Source organism: Halorhodospira halochloris (genome assembly GCF_002356555.2).
GTDB lineage: Bacteria > Pseudomonadota > Gammaproteobacteria > Nitrococcales > Halorhodospiraceae > Halorhodospira > Halorhodospira halochloris.
In genome coordinates, this window is sequence record NZ_AP017372.2 from 587,759 (window position 1) to 605,020 (window position 17,262).

Here is a 17,262-nt window from a genome sequence, read left to right on the forward strand (position 1 = left end):
ATACTATGAGCGGTGCAATCCATATTCCAGTTTTGACTATTGACGGTCCTAGCGGTGCGGGCAAGGGAACCATAGCTCGTGAAGTGGTGCTGGCAAAGGGTTGGCATTTTCTCGATAGCGGAGCCTTGTATAGGCTTACAGGTCTGCATTGCCAGCGCTGTGGGGTAGATACACAAGATGCTGACTTAGCTGCGGAATTGGCAGCCAACCTGCCGGTGGAGTTTGTTGTCGGCGCCGAGGGTGAGCGAGTATTGCTGGCGGGAGATGATGTAACCGCTGAAATCCGCACTGAGACTACAGGGGCCCTGGCCTCTCAGGTTGCTGCCTTGCAGCCGGTAAGAGAGGCCTTGCTGCAGCGCCAGCGTGATTTCCGCCAGCCCCCCGGATTGGTTGCCGATGGTCGCGATATGGGGACAGTTGTTTTCCCCGATGCAGATTTTAAGGTATTTTTAACCGCCAGCGCCGAGGAGCGGGCAGAGCGGCGATATAAACAGTTGAAGGAGCAGGGAGCCGATGTTAGCCTTGCCGTCCTCACTGAGGAGATTGCAGAGCGTGATAGACGTGATGCCTCACGTTCTGTTTCCCCGCTCGTGCCGGCCGCCGATGCCCAGGTGATAGATACCACTGGAATTGGGGTAGGGGCCGTATTTGAGCGGGTTATGGCTGTACTAGCGGAGCGCTAGCAGCATTAGAGGGTTCTCTTTAGTAGTGGGGTAACCAGCTAAGGCTGCGACAAAGTGCAGCAATTAGCTGATGTTACTATATAAGTTTTAGGGCGGCTCAAACGGGCCGGTGTAATTCACACGCAACAATAGACCGTTTTACGGTCCTGGATCGACTGAGTGATGACCGAAAGTTTTGCTGAGCTCTTTGAAGAGAGCCTTGCCAACACCGACATGCGCCCCGGCGCCATAGTTATGGCGCAGGTAGTGGATATAGACAGCGAAGATGTGATCGTAAATGCCGGACTTAAGTCGGAGGCTGTGATCCCCATCTCCCAATTTTACGATGAGTCTGGCAACCTCGAAGTCAGTGTTGGCGATGAGGTAGAGGTAGCCCTTGATTCTGTTGAGGATGGATTCGGCGAGACTCGCCTATCGCGCGAACGCGCTAAGCGGGCTTATGCTTGGAGGGCGCTGGAGGAGGCCTTTGAGCAGTCAAGGACGGTCAACGGCCTGATAAGTGGTAAGGTTAAGGGTGGTTTCACCGTTGATCTTGGCCATATCCGGGCGTTCCTACCGGGCTCACTGGTTGATATCCGCCCAGTGCGGGACACCACTTACCTGGAAGGCAAGAATCTAGAGTTCAAGGTCATCAAGCTCGATGCCCGGCGCAACAACGTGGTCGTTTCGCGCCGTGCTGTGGTGGAAGAAGAATACAGCGCCGAGCGCGAGGCCCTGCTTGAGAAGCTCCAGGAAGGTGAGAGCCTCAAGGGTATCGTCAAGAACTTGACCGATTATGGCGCATTCGTCGATTTGGGCGGCATTGACGGCCTGCTACACATCACTGATATGGCGTGGCGCCGGGTCAAGAACCCTTCAGAGATCGTCGAGGTAGGCCAGGAGATCGATGTAAAGGTTCTTAAATTCGATCGCGATCGCAATCGCGTATCCCTCGGCCTCAAGCAGCTTGGTGCCGACCCCTGGGAGGCTATTGCCCAGCGCTATCCTGAAGGCGCCAGGGTTCCCGGTAAGGTCACCAATATTACTGAGTACGGCTGCTTTGTCGAGATAGAAGAAGGCGTAGAGGGGCTGGTGCACGTCTCAGAAATGGACTGGACCAATAAGAACGTCAATCCGGCCAAGCTGGTCTCGGTCGGGGATGAGGTTGAGGTCATGATCCTCGATATCGACGAGGAACGTCGGCGTATATCACTGGGGATGAAGCAGTGCCAGCCTAATCCATGGGATGAATTCGCTGCCCAATACTCCAAAGGCGATCGGGTGGTAGGCCAGATCAAGTCGATAACTGACTTTGGCATCTTCGTCGGCCTTGAGGGAGGTATTGACGGGCTCGTCCATCTCTCCGACCTGTCCTGGGATGATGCTGGAGAGGAAGCGGTGCGCAAGTACCGTAAGGGCGATGAGGTAGAGACGGTAGTCCTGTCAATCGACCCGGAACGCGAGCGCATCTCTCTGGGTGTCAAGCAGCTCGAGCAAGACCCGCTTAGCCAGTGGCTTGGGGAGCACCAGAAGGGATGTAGCGTTACCTGCACAGTAACCAGCGTTGAGCCCAAAGGCGCTAGTGTCGATCTCGGTGGCGGGGTAGAAGGGTATATCAGGGCATCTGATCTATCGCGGGAGAGGGTTGAGGATGCCCGGACCATGCTGAAAGAAGGCCAGGAGCTTGAGGCAAAGTTCATCGGCGTCGATCGCCGCAACCGCCTTATCAACCTGTCCCTGCGCAGCCAGGAGGCTGAAGAAGAGCAGCAGGCGGTCCAGGAGCACGGTCGCCCAAGTCCGAGCAGTGCCGGGACTACTCAACTTGGAGATCTACTAAAAGAGCAAATGAGTAGCAGCCGCGATAGCAACGACTAGCGGGCCAGGCTACCGGATGGCAGTGTTGCTGCCATCCGGTCTGGATATGTGGCATCATCTGGGGATCAACAGGGACTCTTAACCAAATGACGAAGTCCGAGCTTATTGAGGCACTCACATCAAAGCAGGCATTCCTTGCCCAAAAGGATGTCGAGGACGCCGTGAAGAAGGTGCTCGAGCATATGAGTGAGTCTCTTGCCAATGGTGAACGGATTGAGATCCGCGGTTTCGGGAGTTTCGCTCTGCATTACCGGCCCGCGCGGATGGGGCGCAATCCCAAGACCGGCGAGCCAGTGGCGTTGGCTGAAAAGTATGTCCCCCACTTTCGCCCCGGTAAGGAATTGCGCGAGCGTGTTAATCAGGGCCGTCAAAGTGCGGCGGGGTCTTCTTAACTCAAGCTGATTGTTTATAAGTAGTCTGGGAGCCGGCCCATGCGAAGAATATTCGCCGTTATTGGAATTCTGCTGATAGTTATGTTCGGGCTGGCGTTCTCGGTTTTGAACGCCGATCCGGTGGACCTCGACCTCTTCTTTGCCGATGTTGAGGTCGCCTTGTCGGTGGCAATGGTGGGAGCCCTTATGCTTGGTGCTGCCCTAGGCGGTTTGGCCAGCCTTGGTGCAGTATGGCGACGGGGGCGTGAGATCCATAGGCTGCGCCGCCAGCTGGGTTATAGTGAGCGTCAATTGCAGGCTATGCGCCGCTCTCCCCTAAGTGGTTCTTCAGATTGAGCAACTAGGCCATGCATGAGTTGATGTGGCTGCTGTTGCCGGTAGCCGCCTTGACTGGTTGGGTAGTTGGTCGCCGCGAGGCGGCGTCCGTGCAAGGCTCTGGGCGCCGTGGGTCTATCCCTGATTCATATCTGCAGGGCATAAACTATTTGCTCAATGATGAGCGTGACAAGGCTCTCGAAGTCTTCACGCAAATGGCTGAAATCGACAGTGAGACTGCTGAAGCTCACCTGGCCCTCGGCAGCTTGTTCCGACGCCGGGGCGAAGTCGATAGGGCAATTCAGATACATCAGAATCTGGTAGCCCGTCCCAACCTTACCACGCAACAACGGATATATGCCCTACTTGCCCTAGGCGAAGACTTCATGAAGGCGGGGCTCTTTGACCGCGCTGAAGAGGTCTTCGGTAAGGTAATAGAGCAGGATGCCCACGTCGAGCAAGCCTTAAGAAACTTGCTGACCATATATGAGCACGAGAAGGAGTGGAGCAAGGCCATCGATGTTGCTCAGCGCCTTGACCGTATCAGCAACCGGGACTATCGGGACTCTATAGCCCAATTACACTGTGAGCTTGCCGCTGCTGCCATGGCCGAGGGCGAGGTGGCGACAGTGCGTGAGCAGATTAACAAGGCCCTTAAGGTCGATCGAGGCTGTGTTCGGGCGAACATACTGCGGGGGGATTTGGAGCGCGAGCAAAAGCGGTGCAGGGCGGCAATTAAGGCCTACAAGGCAGTTGCACGCCAGGATTTGGCGATGGTGCCAGAGATAGTTGATGGTCTGGATGCTTGCTTTGAGGCGCAGGGAACGCCGGAGCGACTCGAAGGCTTTCTGCGCGAAGTAATTAATCAGTACCCGGACGGCAGGTTGGTCGCCCGTCTCGCTGAGATAGTAAGTGAGCGGCGTGGAACCCACGAGGCCCTTAATGAGCTGACCGGCCTGCTCAGGCGCCATCCCACCTTGGTAGGCATTAGGAGGCTCGTCTCACTGGCTTACTCGATGGGGCAACCTATAGATCCTCGCGATCTACAAATTCTGCTCGGTCTATTTGATCGCCTTGAGGCTATCAGGTCGCTGTACAGGTGTAAAAAGTGTGGCTTCTCGAGTCGGTCACTATTTTGGCACTGTCCAGGCTGTAAGCAGTGGGCGAGCATGCGTCCGGTAGAGGAAATCTAAGGGCTTGCCGTAAGCAAATCGTTCGGCAGCCGAGTAACGCGGGCCGATGATCCAGCGCGAGCAGCAAGAAGTATAATTGATTTACACCTTGACTAGAGAATGTGAGTACGGCAAAATCACAGTCTGTACTCGGCGAGTGGCAATAGCGTTTCCCCGGTAGCTCAGCGGTAGAGCAAGTGGCTGTTAACCACTGGGTCGGCGGTTCGAATCCGTCCCGGGGAGCCATAAAAGTCGGCTTTGAACTTCAGACATAGCCCGATTTATCGGCATACCCTCACCGCGCCTTAATCCGGTCGCTAACCCCCCCCACACACACCCACCTAGTCCTGAGTTTGCTACCATTTCCATGTGACCGGCTGCGACACTATCTGGTTGCTGGCGTAATCCTGTCTGACCAGCTAGACTAATCTCAATACAGTGTTTAGTAGACTAAATACAAGAGGTTAGCTCGGTTATGCGCTGTGTACAGATGACTGCTATAGGTGGGCCAGAGGTGCTGCGAGTCGAGGATTCCACGGCTGCAGAACCAGGGCCTAGACAGGCAAAGGTGAAAATCTCTGCTGCTGGAATAAACCCTATCGACACCAAGATACGCAGTCGTGGACTGTTTAGCTCGGATGCCTCACTACCGGCAGTGTTAGGGTGTGATGGAGCAGGGGTTGTCGAGGCTATCGGAGAGGGGGTAGAGCGAGTTAGCCCTGGTGATAGAGTCTTCTATTTTAATGGTGGGATTGGTTTCGACCCGGGGAACTACGCCGAGTATGCGGTGGTCGACGAGCGCTGTCTGGCCATAATTCCGCAAAACATTGACCACGTAACAGCTGCAGCAACCCCGCTGGCCGCGCTTACCGCCTGGGAGGGGCTGTTTGACAGGGGTAGGCTTGGTGGCGATGAAACCGTACTTATCCATGCTGGTGCGGGCGGGGTTGGGCACTTAGCCATACAGCTGGCAAGCGAGACTGGTGCTCGGGTGTTGACCACCGTAAGTGATGACAAAAAAGAGTGTTTTGTCGGCGAGTTAGGTGCTGATGAGGTTATTCGCTACCGAGAGCGGGACTTTGTCGATGTAGCTTTAGAACTGACCGATGGCGAAGGCGTCGATCTGGTGCTTGACTGCGTCGGGGGTGAGACCTGCGCGCGATCACTGCATGCCCTGGCCACTTATGGCCGTTTGGTGACCATATTAGCTTTACCGGAAGGACTGGATTGGCAGCATGCTCGTATGCATAACCTCAGTGTGGCGCAGGAGTTAATGCTGACTCCTATGGTTTTGGGGCGGATGGATCTACGCGAGCATCAAACTTCCATTCTAGAAGCCATGGCAACTCGGTTAGCAGCAGGTAGAGTTAAGGTGCACGTCGAAAAGACATGGCCGCTGGAGCGGGCAGAGGAAGCGCACCGTTACCTCGAAGCTGGTGGGGTTATGGGCAAATTGGCATTGACGATAGATTAGCCGCTTTCTAAGAGCCCGGCGAAGAGGGCGGTGGAGAGATATCTTTCCGCCGCCGAGGGCAGGATTGTGACCAGTCTTTTGTCACGGTTCTCCGCGCGGCTGGCGACCTCTATAGTGGCCTGCAGTGCAGCGCCACTGGAGATTCCCGCGGGGATGCCCTCAAGATGGGCAATCTCTTGGCTCCGTGCTAGGGCATCCTCATCCTTGACGGCGATTGTTTCGTCTATGAGGCTAGTATCTAGGGTCTTGGGTATGAAGCCTGCGCCTATGCCTTGCAGTCCATGAGGGCCAGGTTTGCCACCGGAGAGTACGGGTGAGTTAGCTGGTTCGACGGCGATTGCTTGCAAGTCGGGGTTGCGCTGCTTGAGCACGTCAGCAACACCGGTTAGGGTGCCGCCGGTGCCGACCCCGGCAACGAATATATCAATCTCTCCTGCAGTGTCGCGCCAAATCTCTTCAGCCGTCGCACGGCGGTGGGTTTCCGGGTTGGCAGGATTCTCGAACTGTCCAGGGCAGTAGCTATCGGGGATCTGTGTCAATAGTTCAGTGGCCTTGTCAATTGCTCCGCGCATCCCTCCACTGGGTGGGGTCAGGGCCATTTCGGCGCCGAAATAGGCGAATAATTTGCGTCTCTCTGCGGACATGCTCTCCGGCATGGTCAGAATCAGTCGGTAACCGCGAGCCGCAGCGATAAAGGCGAGGCCGATGCCGGTGTTGCCGGATGTGGGCTCAATCAGTGTCGAAGCGCCAGGTCTTATGTGGCCGGCTCTTTCAGCGCTGTCGATCATAGCCTTGGCTATGCGATCCTTGACCGAACTTAAGGGGTTGAAAAATTCTAGTTTGGCTAGCGGTTCGGCTACCAATTTTTTGTTTTGCTTGAGCCTGGCAAGGCTTACAAGCGGAGTGTTGCCAACTGTCTCGAGTAGATCTGCGTAAATCTTTCCGCGTGCTTCGAAGCCGTTATTTTGTGCCTGCATACTGGTGCCCTAGACAATTGTCTGATTGGTTATTTTTCGTGCTGGCGCTTAGGTCATTATGCAATCTCTAAAACTGCCCCTGAGCCGATTGGCTGCCCCGGCGTGGATAAATTACGCCGTGAATCACTCCTCGGGGTGCCTCTAGAACAGTTCCGGGAGCCACTTATCTGTTCCGGTGTGGAGGGTGCCGTTAATCCATCCCTGGAGGCTTCATGTCGCCATACCAGGCGCCAAGTCCTCCACACCGGAACAGATAAGTGGCTCCCGGAACTGTTCTAGAGGTTCCTCTTGGAGGTTTCATGCCCGTCCCTGACGGCATAACCGCCGCGGCGGAGCTTTGCGTAGCTCACCGCGGCAGCCTTAAAAATAACTTCAGTAATTACTCTTCAGCCCCGACAGTAATCGATTCTTGATTACGGGCGATAGTCGCCGGCCCAATGCCCGATACCTTAGTTAGGTCATCGGCGCTGTTAAAAGGCCCGTGCAGATCGCGGTGTTCGATGATCGCCTCAGCTAGTGTGGGCCCGACCCCAGTCAACGTTGTCAGTTCAGCGGCATTAGCGCTGTTGATGTCGACATTGCCTGCGGCGAATGCCAGGGAGCTGATCGAACCAGCTACAACAGCTGCCCCACCTAGTGCCTTGTATGTATTGCGGATGATAGTGCTCATTGAAAACCTCCTTGTACGCTTAATAAGCCTTTTTGACCGCTGGCCACTCTGTCCAGCGGGGGCCGATCCGTTCGACACCAGGGCAAGTTAGCACCGTGCCCATAAATGGGCAAGCGATTTAGTCGTCTTTTTGGTGCGTAATAATGCGCACTCCCTGCCTCCCTATGGTAACCTCTAAAACTTCGCCGGCGCCGCCATCCGCCCCCGGTGTGGAGGACGCCGTGAATCCATCCCTGGAGGCTTCATGGCGCCTTAGCTCAAGGCCTTATGGAGCCGCTCCATAGCCTTCTCGAGATTCTCCATTGAGGTGGCGTAGGAGATGCGGGCATAGCCCGGTAGTCCGAATGCCGACCCAGGTACTAGGGCCACGCCTGTTTCATTGAGCAGTTTCTCGGCAAAGGCAACATCGTCATCGCAGCCTAGCCGCTCCATTGCCTCTTGCATCAGCGGGAAGCAGTAAAAGGTACCGTCACATGGGGTACAACTCACCCCGGGCATGGAGTTGAGCTTGTCCAGGACGAAGTCGTGGCGCTCCTTGAAGGCCTTCAGCATGGGCTCAATGCACCCTTGATCGCCATTTAGTGCCGCGACCGATGCAGCCTGAGAGATCGAAGTAGGGTTGGAGGTGCTTTGTGATTGGACTTTGTTCATGGCCCCAATCAGTGGTGCTGGCCCGGCAGCATAGCCAATTCTCCAGCCGGTCATGGCATACGCCTTGGAGACACCGTTGACTACGACGGCGCGGTCAGCTAGCGAGGGGCAGGCATTGACTATGTTGCTGAATGGTTCCTCGCGCCAGATGATGTGCTCATAGATATCATCGCTGGCTACCACCACCTGCGGGTAGCGCTCTAAGACGCTGCCTAGCTCGGCTAGCTCGGCCTTGGTATAAGCTGTCCCGGTGGGGTTAGAAGGGCTGTTGAGGATGACTAGGCGGGTCTTGTCAGTAATGGCCTCTTCAAGTTGCTGAGGTGAGATCTTGAAGCGACTCTCTGCCCCGGCCTTGACGAGTTTTGGCTTGGCGCCGAAGAGCAGGGCTATATCCGGGTACGAGACCCAGTAGGGAGCCGGAATTACTACCTCATCACCGTCGTTAAGTAGCGCGGCCATCAGGTTAAACAGTGATTGCTTGGCGCCGCATGAGACGAGGATCTGTTTCGCTGAGTAGGATAACTGGTTATCGCGATGTAGCTTATCGATAATCGATTGCTTTAACTCAGCCGTGCCATCTACCGCGGTGTAACGGGTTTGACCGTTGCGGGCGGCGTCTATAGCTGCCTCGACAATGTGCTGTGGTGTATCAAAGTCGGGCTCACCGGCCCCAAGACCGATGACATCCTCACCAGCTGCGCGCAATTCCGCGGCACGGGCGGTAACGGCTAAGGTTGGCGATGGCTTGATACGGTTGACACGGTCGGCGAGTTTAAACTCCATGGAATCCCCCAATTAGACTTAAAAACCTGGACGCTATGATACTAACTTTTCGGCATGTATTGCTATGAAGAGCTATAATCGCACTATGACCGAACGTTTTCAGATTAAATCACGCTATCAGCCAGCGGGTGATCAACCCCAAGCAATAGAAGGCCTGGTTGACGGGCTGGAGAGCGGTCTGGCCGATCAGACTCTGCTCGGAGTCACTGGCTCTGGGAAGACCTTTACCATCGCCAACGTAATTGAGCAGCTGCAGCGCCCGGCATTGATCCTCGCCCCTAACAAGACTCTGGCAGCGCAGCTTTACGGCGAGATGCGCGAGTTTTTGCCGCACAACCGGGTTGAGTACTTCGTCTCCTACTACGACTACTATCAGCCCGAGGCCTATGTGCCATCCTCGGATACCTTTATCGAGAAGGATGCCTCGGTTAACGAGCACATCGAGCAGATGCGCCTATCAGCGACCAAGGCCGTGCTCGAACACCGCGACACGGTGATCGTTGCCTCTGTCTCCTCCATCTATGGCTTGGGCGACCCTCAGGCTTATATGTCAATGCTGCTGCACTTGGTGCGCGGAGAGGTTATAGATCAGCGCGATATTTTGCGACGCTTAGCGGAGCTACAGTATACCCGCAATGACGTCGAGTTAAGTCGGGGCACTTATCGGGTCCGCGGTGAGACTATCGATGTATTTCCTGCTGAGTCGCAAGAAGAGGCGGTGCGCATCCAGCTCTTTGATGATGAGATTGAAGAGTTGGCTTGGTTCGATCCGCTGACCGGAGAAGTGCACAGGAGCGTACCCAGGGTAACCATCTATCCGAAGACCCACTACGTTACCCCGGCCGAGCAGATCAAAAAGGCGGTCGAGCAGATTGGCGAGGAGTTGCGCGAGCGACTCGCTGAACTGCGCTCTGCTGACAAGTTAGTCGAGGCGCAACGGCTTGAGGAGCGGACCCGCTTTGATATGGAGATGATGCTCGAGCTTGGTTACTGTAACGGTATCGAGAACTACTCGCGCTATCTTTCTGGGCGTGCCCCAGGGGAGCCACCACCGACACTGCTCGATTACGTGCCGTCTCATGCAGTGGTCTTCATCGATGAATCTCACGTTACGGTGCCCCAAATTGGCGGGATGTATAAGGGTGATCGTTCGCGCAAACAGACCTTGGTGGAATACGGCTTTCGGCTGCCCTCGGCGTTGGATAATAGGCCGTTAAAATTCGATGAGTTCCGCCGTCTCTCCCCTCAGACGGTATATGTCTCAGCAACTCCGGGGCCCTTTGAGGATGAACACTCTGGTCAGGTGGTGGAGCAGGTGGTGCGCCCTACCGGTCTGGTCGATCCAGAGGTCGAAGTGCGGCCGGCCGGCTCGCAGATTGATGACCTCTATGCCGAGATCCGCAAGCGCGTGGAGTTGGCGCAACGGGTACTGGTTACTACCTTGACCAAGCGCATGGCTGAGGATCTAACCGACTATTTACAGGAAAACGGCGTGCGCGTGCGCTATCTCCACTCAGATGTAGACACGGTAGAGAGGACAGAGATCATCCGTGATCTGCGCCTGGGCCATTTCGACGTTTTGGTGGGGATTAACCTGTTGCGGGAGGGGTTGGATATCCCCGAGGTCTCCTTAGTGGCAATACTCGACGCTGATAAGGAGGGGTTTCTGCGCTCAACTCGTTCGCTGATCCAGACTATTGGCCGGGCCGCTCGCAATGTTGAAGGTCGTGCCATTCTCTATGCCGATAAGATAACCGATTCTATGCGCCGGGCGATTGATGAGACCGAGCGGCGTCGGGCCAAGCAGATTGCGCATAACCGCGAGCACGGCATCACCCCGCAGTCTATATGTAAGGATGTGCCGGATATCATGGAGCGAGGCGGGGTTCCAGCCCCAGGTGATGCACGTAAGTATGCTCAGGTAGCTGATGCAGCTGCTGAGTACAACGCTATGACTCCGGCGCAGGGGGTTAAAAAGATTCGTGAGTTAGAGAAGCTTATGCAACAGCATGCCCGTAATCTGGAGTTCGAACAGGCAGCCAAGATGCGCGATGAAATTAAACGGGTTGAGCAGTATGTGTTGGGCGGCGAAGTGGAAAACCTAGCCTAACAGTATTTCTTAAGGTGCCAAGATAACGGTTTGTGAGAGCTTTATTTAATTGGCGAAGAGCTGCTGGCTCTTCGGTGTGAGCATGGACTACGTTACGACATCCCGAGTCGGGGTCCCCTGGCTGATCATACGGGCTAGGGGATAGTTTTCTCATCTTTGCGGGCGGCGGTTTCTCATAAGATTCTCGATGTCTAGCATCTTGTCGCCGTGACGCGTCCTGATCAGGACATCGCGGTCGTAGTGGTAGTAGTGAGCCATGAAGTAAGCTGATCGTAAGGCGCCGATCTCGTTATCGGAGCGGCTGATATGCTGGACGCGGCCCTCGGTATCGAAGAATATGACCTCCCAACCAGTGTCTCGTTCTTCAATGATCAGTCGGTAGTTATGCCGCGGCGGTGCTGATTTCTTTTTGTCAGGCACGTTGTCCTCCATTGTCTAAATCAGTTCCAAAGACTTCCATCGGCTAGATTTAATCTGTACCCTGTGAGTACGGTTTATTTGCAGGTTCAACCTAATGCTGCGCATCAATCGCGAAACAGACTACGGCGTGCTCATACTTAGCGCTATGGCCCGTGTGCCTGAGCAAAGGGCTAGCTCTGCGCAGTTGGCGTACGCTCACGGTTTACCGCAGCCTATAGTTAGTAAAGTAATGAAGCAACTGGTTCATGCTGGGCTGCTTTGCTCCTTTCGGGGAACGAAGGGTGGCTATGGCCTGTCGCGAACACCCGATCAGGTAAATATCTTGGAAGTCATTGAGGCCCTTGAGGGGCCTATTGCCATAACGGATTGCGTCGAGAATGGTACTCAAAGTTGTGCTCATGCCTACGATTGTAACGCGGGAGCCGCGTGGTCGCGAATCAGTGATGTTGTGCGCACAGCCTTGCAGGGGGTGACGCTGGAGCAGATGGGCGCGCCTCAGGAGCAGTCAGTAACCTTTCACAATCAGCGCTCAGATAGCGTGGGCACGGGGGCCAATTATGGCGTCGCAGAAGAATGACTACATTGAGCAGTTTTCACAGCGTGGCTATGCAGCAGGATTCTATACCGATATAGAGCAGGAGTTTGCCCCCCCGGGGCTTAACGAGGAGACAATACGCTTTATCTCGGCTAAAAAAAATGAGCCGCAGTGGATGCTCGAGTGGCGTTTGGAGGCGTACCACTCGTGGCTACAAATGAGCATGCCTAATTGGCAAAAGGTCAGCTTTGAACCCATAGATTTCCAGGCGATCTCGTACTTTGCGGCCCCCAGTAAAAAGCCCGGCAGCCTCGATGAGGTCGATCCAAAGCTCTTGGAGACCTACGCCAAGCTGGGCATCCCCCTGCACGAGCAAAAGATGTTAGCCGGGGTGGAAGAGGATGGTTCTGCGGCTGCAGGTGAGGGTGAGGATGGCTCTGCAGAAGGAGATAAAGGGTCATTTACCAAAAAGGTGGCTGTCGACGCAGTTTTTGACTCTGTGTCGGTAACTACCACCTTCAAGGATGAGCTCGCCAAGCATGGGGTTATATTTTGCTCTATTTCGGAGGCCCTGCGCGATCATCCAGAACTGGTCCAGCGATACATTGGTTCCGTTGTGCCGCGTAAGGATAACTACTTTGCCGCGCTGAATTCAGCAGTATTCTCCGATGGCTCTTTTGTCTATATCCCTGAAGGCGTTGAATGCCCGATGGAATTATCGACTTACTTTCGCATCAACGCCGGCCATACCGGACAGTTTGAGCGGACTTTGATAATTGCTGAGCCAGGCAGCTACGTCTCTTACCTGGAAGGGTGTACTGCGCCGCAGCGTGATGAGCATCAGCTGCACGCAGCCGTAGTTGAGCTAGTTGCCCACCACGATGCCCACATTAAATACTCGACGGTGCAGAACTGGTATCCAGGCGATGAGCAGGGGCGGGGAGGCGTCTATAATTTCGTCACCAAGCGTGGTTTGTGTGAGGGGGCACGCTCGAAGATATCCTGGACCCAAGTTGAGACAGGTTCGGCGATAACCTGGAAATACCCGAGTTGTGTTCTCAAGGGCGATGAGTCGAGCGGTGAGTTTTATTCAGTCGCGGTAACGCGCGGTAAGCAACAGGCCGACACCGGCACCAAAATGATCCATATCGGCAAGCATACCCGCAGTCAGATAGTCTCCAAGGGGATATCGGCAGACTCTGCCGATCAGAGCTATCGTGGTTTGGTCAAGATATTGCCGACCGCTAATGGTGCACGCAATCACTCGCAGTGCGACTCTATGTTGCTGAGTTCGAGTTGTGGGGCACACACCTACCCTTATATGGATGTTCAGAACCCCAGTGCTCAACTAGAGCATGAGGCGACCACCTCAAAAATCAGCGATGAGCAGATCTTTTACTGCAAACAACGCGGCATTAGTGAAGAAGATGCCGTGTCGATGATAGTAAACGGTTTCTGTAAAGAGGTTTTCCAAGAATTGCCGATGGAATTCGCGGTTGAGGCACAAAAATTGCTAGAAGTAACCCTTGAGGACAGTGTCGGTTAAATCTCCTAGCTATAGGTCGCCTCTAAAAACTCCCCCGCGCTATTGTTGCCCGGCGTGGAGGTCATGGGGCGCCAGGGGGTGGCTCCATGATGTCTCCAGGGATGGATTCACGGCGTCTTGCACACCGGGGCAACAACGGGGGGTGGTGGAGTGTTAGAGGCACTCTATTGGGATAATAAAGCCAAATCAATCTACAGACCTAGCGCGGAGTCTGACTATGCTCAGGATAGAAAACCTCCAGGCATCCATCGAAGATAGTCCCATCCTGAAGGGATTGAACCTGGCTATGGAGCCGGGCGAAGTACACGCAATAATGGGGCCTAACGGCTCGGGTAAGAGCACTTTGTCGAAAGTGCTAGCCGGTGATGAAGGCTACACAGTCACCGGCGGCAAGGTAGAGTTTGACGGCCAGGATCTCTTTGCAATGGAGCCTGAAGAGCGGGCCAGGTCTGGCCTTTTCATGGGGTTCCAGTATCCGGTGGAGATCCCTGGGGTTAGTAATAGCTACTTCCTAAAGGCAGCACTGAATGCTGCGCGCCGAGCACGTGGCGAAGAGGAGATCGATCCGGTCTCATTTCTTAAGCTTGTCAGAGAGCGTGCTCAGTGGGTGGGGCTTGATGACTCGCTGCTAAAGCGTGCGGTAAACTCCGGCTTCTCGGGGGGGGAGAAGAAGCGCAACGAGATATTCCACCTGACTGTATTAGAGCCGAAGCTGGCAATACTTGATGAAACCGACTCAGGCCTGGATATCGATGCCCTTAAGGCTGTTGCCGAGGGCGTTAACCGGATGCGTTCGGAGCAGCGCTCGTTCTTGCTAATCACTCACTACCAGCGCCTGCTCAGTTACATTGAGCCGGACTATGTTCATGTTATGGTCAACGGGCGCATCGTGCGCTCAGGCGGTAAGGAATTAGCCCAAGAGCTAGAGGATAGCGGCTACTCCTTGTTTGAAGATGAGGAGGCTGCGTAATGGCGACTGGGCAGGGCAGGGCACCGGTCGCGGCGCTTGACGATATGAGCTTGCCCACTGGCGGCCCCGATTGGTTGTCGCAACTGCGTGAGCAGGCTCAATTGGCCCTTAGCTCCAGCGGACTGCCGGATAAGGGTTGGGAGCATTGGCGCCATAATAATCTGGCCGCGTTTGCGGGGCGTCAGCTGCAAGCCCCCTTAAGTCCCGGGGATGCAGCCAAGGGCATAGCTGTACTAGATGAGTTGCTGCCGGTCGATTCTGGGCCGCGGTTGGTCTTTGTTGATGGCCAGCTTGACTGGTGCCTTTCCGATTTGGATCTACTGCCTGAGGGGATAACTCTGTCTAGCCTTAGCGGCGGCTTGCAGGCTACGGACATTGAGGATTGGTCGCATAGGCTCTCCAGCAGTGTAGATCTGCAGGCTAACCCAATCGTTGCATTGAACACCGCCCTGCTACGTGATGCCCTGTTTGTCCACGTAAAGCCGCAAGTTAAGCCCGACAGACCGTTGTTGGTGGCGAGTTACTCAACTGCCCAGGCCGACTCCAGTATTTGTTATCCGCGCCTACTGGTTGAGGTTGCTGAGGGGGCCGAACTGCAACTAATCGAGTGGCACGGGGGCGCGGATGGGGTCGACTACACCAGTACCCCGGTCAGTGAATTCTTTGTCGCTGCTAACGGCAGTGCTGAGGTGGCGCGGATTAGTGAAGAGGGTGATAATGGCCATCAGCTGGGCGCGGTAACTGCCGATGTTGCTGCTGCTGCCGAAGTATCATTCCATAGTTATGTGCAAGGGGGTGACCAGGTAAGGGTCGAGATGGCTGCGGCTCTTAGAGGTGAGGGTGGTGATGCCAGCCTGACAGGATTCCATCTCAGTGATAAACGCCGCTTTGTAGAGCACCATAGTTCGGTTCGTCACTGCTGTGAGCAGACGCGCAGTCGGCAGTTCTTTAAAGGGGTGCTGGCGGGGCGCTCGGAGAGCCTTTTCGACGGTATGGTGCACGTTGATCCGGGTGCACAAAAGACCGATGCCGAGCAGCAGAACCGTAACTTGCTGCTTAGCCCGCTAGCGCTAGCACACTCAGTACCGCGCTTGGAGATATATGCAGATGATGTACGGTGTAGCCATGGTGCTACCGCAGGGGAGTTGGATGAACAAGCGATTTTCTACATGCGCGCCCGTGGCATAGATGAGCAGACTGCTAAGTCTTTGTTGATTAGGGCCTTTGCGGCACAAGCGATTGATTATTGCCCGGTTTCATTAGCCGCAGAGTATGAGCTGAAGCGTCTCGATGATTTTCTCTCTTTGGTTGCAGGCGAGCACGGCTAAAGGCTGCCGTGGTGAGTGACGTACTACTCCAATTGTGTTTAAGCGCTAGTGGGTGGCGCCATAAACTCCCTGTCCCCTTGCTGATTGGTAGCGTGATATGAGCAAAGATATTGACATGGCTGTCGCTACAGCCGCTAAAGCGTTCGATGTCGAGAGCGTCCGCGCTGACTTTCCAGTCTTGCAACGCCGCTTGCAGGATAAGAGGCTAATCTATCTGGATAGCGCCGCTAGTGCCCAGAAACCTCAAGCAGTGATTGATGCAGAGATGGACTGCTATAGGCGCTACTACGCTAACGTCCATCGTGGTTTGCATACCCTCTCTCAGGAGTGCACTCGGGAGTTTGAGGCAGCTCGCTCCAAGGCCAAGGAGTTCATCAACGCTCCCGACTCACGCGAAATAATCTTTGTACGCGGCACAACCGAGGCAATTAATCTGGTTGCTAGCTCATTTCTCGCGCCGCGTCTTGAGCCGGGTGACGAGATCCTTATCACGCACCTTGAACACCATTCCAATATTGTTCCCTGGCAGCTGCTTGAGCAGCGCTGTGGGGCCAAACTACGGGTGGTGCCAATAAACGATCAAGGCGAAATCGAGCTGGACTCGGTCGCTGAACTTATGAATGAGCGAACCAAGCTGGTAAGCGTAAGCCACGTCTCCAATACTTTAGGTACTGTTAACCCGGTAAGCGATATAGTAACTATGGCCAAGGGACGGGGAATCCCGGTGCTGGTAGACGGGGCGCAGGCGGCGCCGCATCTGCCTATAGATGTGCAGCAGCTTGAGGCGGATTTTTATGCCTTCTCCGGGCATAAGGTCTACGGGCCGACCGGCATAGGTGTCCTTTACGGGCGGTATGATCTTCTCGCGCAGATGCAGCCATACCAAGGTGGCGGGGATATGATTAAACGTGTCTCTTTTGGTGGTACTGAATTTGCCGAGCCGCCGGCACGTTTTGAAGCCGGCACCCCGAACATTGCCGGTGCTATAGGTCTGGGGGCCGCTATTGACTACTTAAATTCCTTTGATCGTCGCCAAGTCGCTGAACACGAGGAGGCACTGCTGGAGTACGCGGTTGAGCGAATAGCTCAGATTGAAGGTGTAAGTTTAATCGGTAAGCCCGATAAGCGTGCCGGCGCGATTTCCTTTGTAATGGCTGGACCTCATCCGAACGACGTGGCTATGCTGCTAGATGAGCAGGGTATTGCAGTCCGGGCTGGCCATCATTGTACTCAGCCCTTAATGGAGAGTTACGGTGTTCCAGCTACTGTGCGAGCCTCAGTTGGCCTGTACAACGGTTACGAGGATATTGATCAACTAGTTGTAGGACTTGGGAAGATCTCACGCATGTTTGCTAACATACAATGAGGTACCAGCAAGCATC

Annotated in this window: 16 protein-coding genes and 1 tRNA gene; 13 read left to right on the forward strand and 4 right to left on the reverse strand. The window is 55.0% G+C overall.

The features are described 5' to 3' along the window. The first annotated feature begins 5 nt into the window (after positions 1-5). The 7 genes from cmk to HH1059_RS02885 all read left to right on the forward strand — a co-directional run bounded on the left by cmk (position 6) and on the right by HH1059_RS02885 (position 5,890). Positions 6-683, forward strand: a complete 678-nt coding sequence (gene cmk, locus HH1059_RS02855; RefSeq protein ID WP_096408056.1) for a (d)CMP kinase — start codon at positions 6-8, stop codon at positions 681-683. Positions 684-845: 162 nt separating this feature from the next. After that, entirely contained in the window at positions 846-2,537 is a 1,692-nt protein-coding gene (rpsA, locus tag HH1059_RS02860; RefSeq protein ID WP_096408059.1) for a 30S ribosomal protein S1, read from the forward strand. Between the two features lie 86 nt (positions 2,538-2,623). Then, entirely contained in the window at positions 2,624-2,929 is a 306-nt protein-coding gene (locus tag HH1059_RS02865; RefSeq protein WP_096408061.1) for an integration host factor subunit beta, read from the forward strand. 39 nt (positions 2,930-2,968) lie between these two features. Then, positions 2,969-3,265 carry a LapA family protein gene (locus HH1059_RS02870; protein WP_096408064.1) on the forward strand — a complete coding sequence of 99 codons (297 nt, stop codon included), beginning with the start codon at positions 2,969-2,971 and terminating at the stop codon, positions 3,263-3,265. Positions 3,266-3,276: 11 nt separating this feature from the next. Next, positions 3,277-4,437, forward strand: a complete 1,161-nt coding sequence (lapB, locus tag HH1059_RS02875; protein ID WP_096408066.1) for a lipopolysaccharide assembly protein LapB — start codon at positions 3,277-3,279, stop codon at positions 4,435-4,437. 150 nt (positions 4,438-4,587) lie between these two features. After that, positions 4,588-4,662: transfer RNA gene (locus HH1059_RS02880), tRNA-Asn, on the forward strand. A gap of 229 nt (positions 4,663-4,891) precedes the next feature. Beyond that, positions 4,892-5,890: a zinc-binding dehydrogenase gene (locus HH1059_RS02885; RefSeq protein WP_096408069.1), complete on the forward strand. Its 999-nt coding sequence runs from the start codon at positions 4,892-4,894 to the stop codon at positions 5,888-5,890. Here the strand turns inward: HH1059_RS02885 and cysK are convergent. From cysK to HH1059_RS02900, 3 genes are all read right to left on the reverse strand, one after another. Next, a complete protein-coding gene (gene cysK / locus HH1059_RS02890; protein WP_096408072.1) occupies positions 5,887-6,867 on the reverse strand; it encodes a cysteine synthase A in 981 nt (326 codons plus the stop codon). The two genes, HH1059_RS02885 and cysK, sit on opposite strands and share 4 nt — an antisense overlap. Before the next feature lie 379 nt (positions 6,868-7,246). Then, positions 7,247-7,537, reverse strand: a complete 291-nt coding sequence (locus tag HH1059_RS02895) for a ComEA family DNA-binding protein (protein WP_096408074.1) — start codon at positions 7,535-7,537, stop codon at positions 7,247-7,249. 252 nt (positions 7,538-7,789) lie between these two features. Continuing rightward, positions 7,790-8,971 carry a pyridoxal phosphate-dependent aminotransferase gene (locus tag HH1059_RS02900; protein ID WP_096408077.1) on the reverse strand — a complete coding sequence of 394 codons (1,182 nt, stop codon included), beginning with the start codon at positions 8,969-8,971 and terminating at the stop codon, positions 7,790-7,792. 85 nt (positions 8,972-9,056) lie between these two features. Here HH1059_RS02900 and uvrB point away from each other — a divergent pair, with 85 nt between their 5' ends. After that, positions 9,057-11,081 (forward strand): excinuclease ABC subunit UvrB, encoded by a 2,025-nt coding sequence (gene uvrB, locus HH1059_RS02905; RefSeq protein WP_096410305.1) that lies wholly within the window; start codon positions 9,057-9,059, stop codon positions 11,079-11,081. A 150-nt stretch (positions 11,082-11,231) separates the two neighbouring features. Here the strand turns inward: uvrB and HH1059_RS02910 are convergent, their stop codons facing one another. Further along, positions 11,232-11,501 carry a hypothetical protein gene (locus HH1059_RS02910; protein ID WP_162549326.1) on the reverse strand — a complete coding sequence of 90 codons (270 nt, stop codon included), beginning with the start codon at positions 11,499-11,501 and terminating at the stop codon, positions 11,232-11,234. A gap of 94 nt (positions 11,502-11,595) precedes the next feature. Between HH1059_RS02910 and HH1059_RS02915 the strand changes: the two genes are divergently transcribed. The 5 genes from HH1059_RS02915 (at position 11,596) to HH1059_RS02935 (ending at position 17,246) form a co-directional block, all read left to right on the forward strand. Next, a complete protein-coding gene (locus HH1059_RS02915; protein WP_096408082.1) occupies positions 11,596-12,078 on the forward strand; it encodes an SUF system Fe-S cluster assembly regulator in 483 nt (160 codons plus the stop codon). Next, positions 12,059-13,582, forward strand: a complete 1,524-nt coding sequence (sufB, locus tag HH1059_RS02920) for a Fe-S cluster assembly protein SufB (protein WP_096408084.1) — start codon at positions 12,059-12,061, stop codon at positions 13,580-13,582. Before HH1059_RS02915 ends, sufB begins: the two co-directional genes overlap by 20 nt. Positions 13,583-13,799: 217 nt before the next feature. Further along, the gene (gene sufC / locus HH1059_RS02925; protein WP_096408087.1) at positions 13,800-14,552 is read left to right on the forward strand and encodes a Fe-S cluster assembly ATPase SufC; all 753 of its coding nucleotides are present in this window, start codon (positions 13,800-13,802) and stop codon (positions 14,550-14,552) included. Further along, entirely contained in the window at positions 14,552-15,880 is a 1,329-nt protein-coding gene (sufD, locus tag HH1059_RS02930; protein ID WP_096408089.1) for a Fe-S cluster assembly protein SufD, read from the forward strand. Before sufC ends, sufD begins: the two co-directional genes overlap by 1 nt. A gap of 97 nt (positions 15,881-15,977) precedes the next feature. Continuing rightward, a complete protein-coding gene (locus tag HH1059_RS02935) occupies positions 15,978-17,246 on the forward strand; it encodes an aminotransferase class V-fold PLP-dependent enzyme (protein ID WP_096408092.1) in 1,269 nt (422 codons plus the stop codon). Positions 17,247-17,262: the final 16 nt, after the last annotated feature.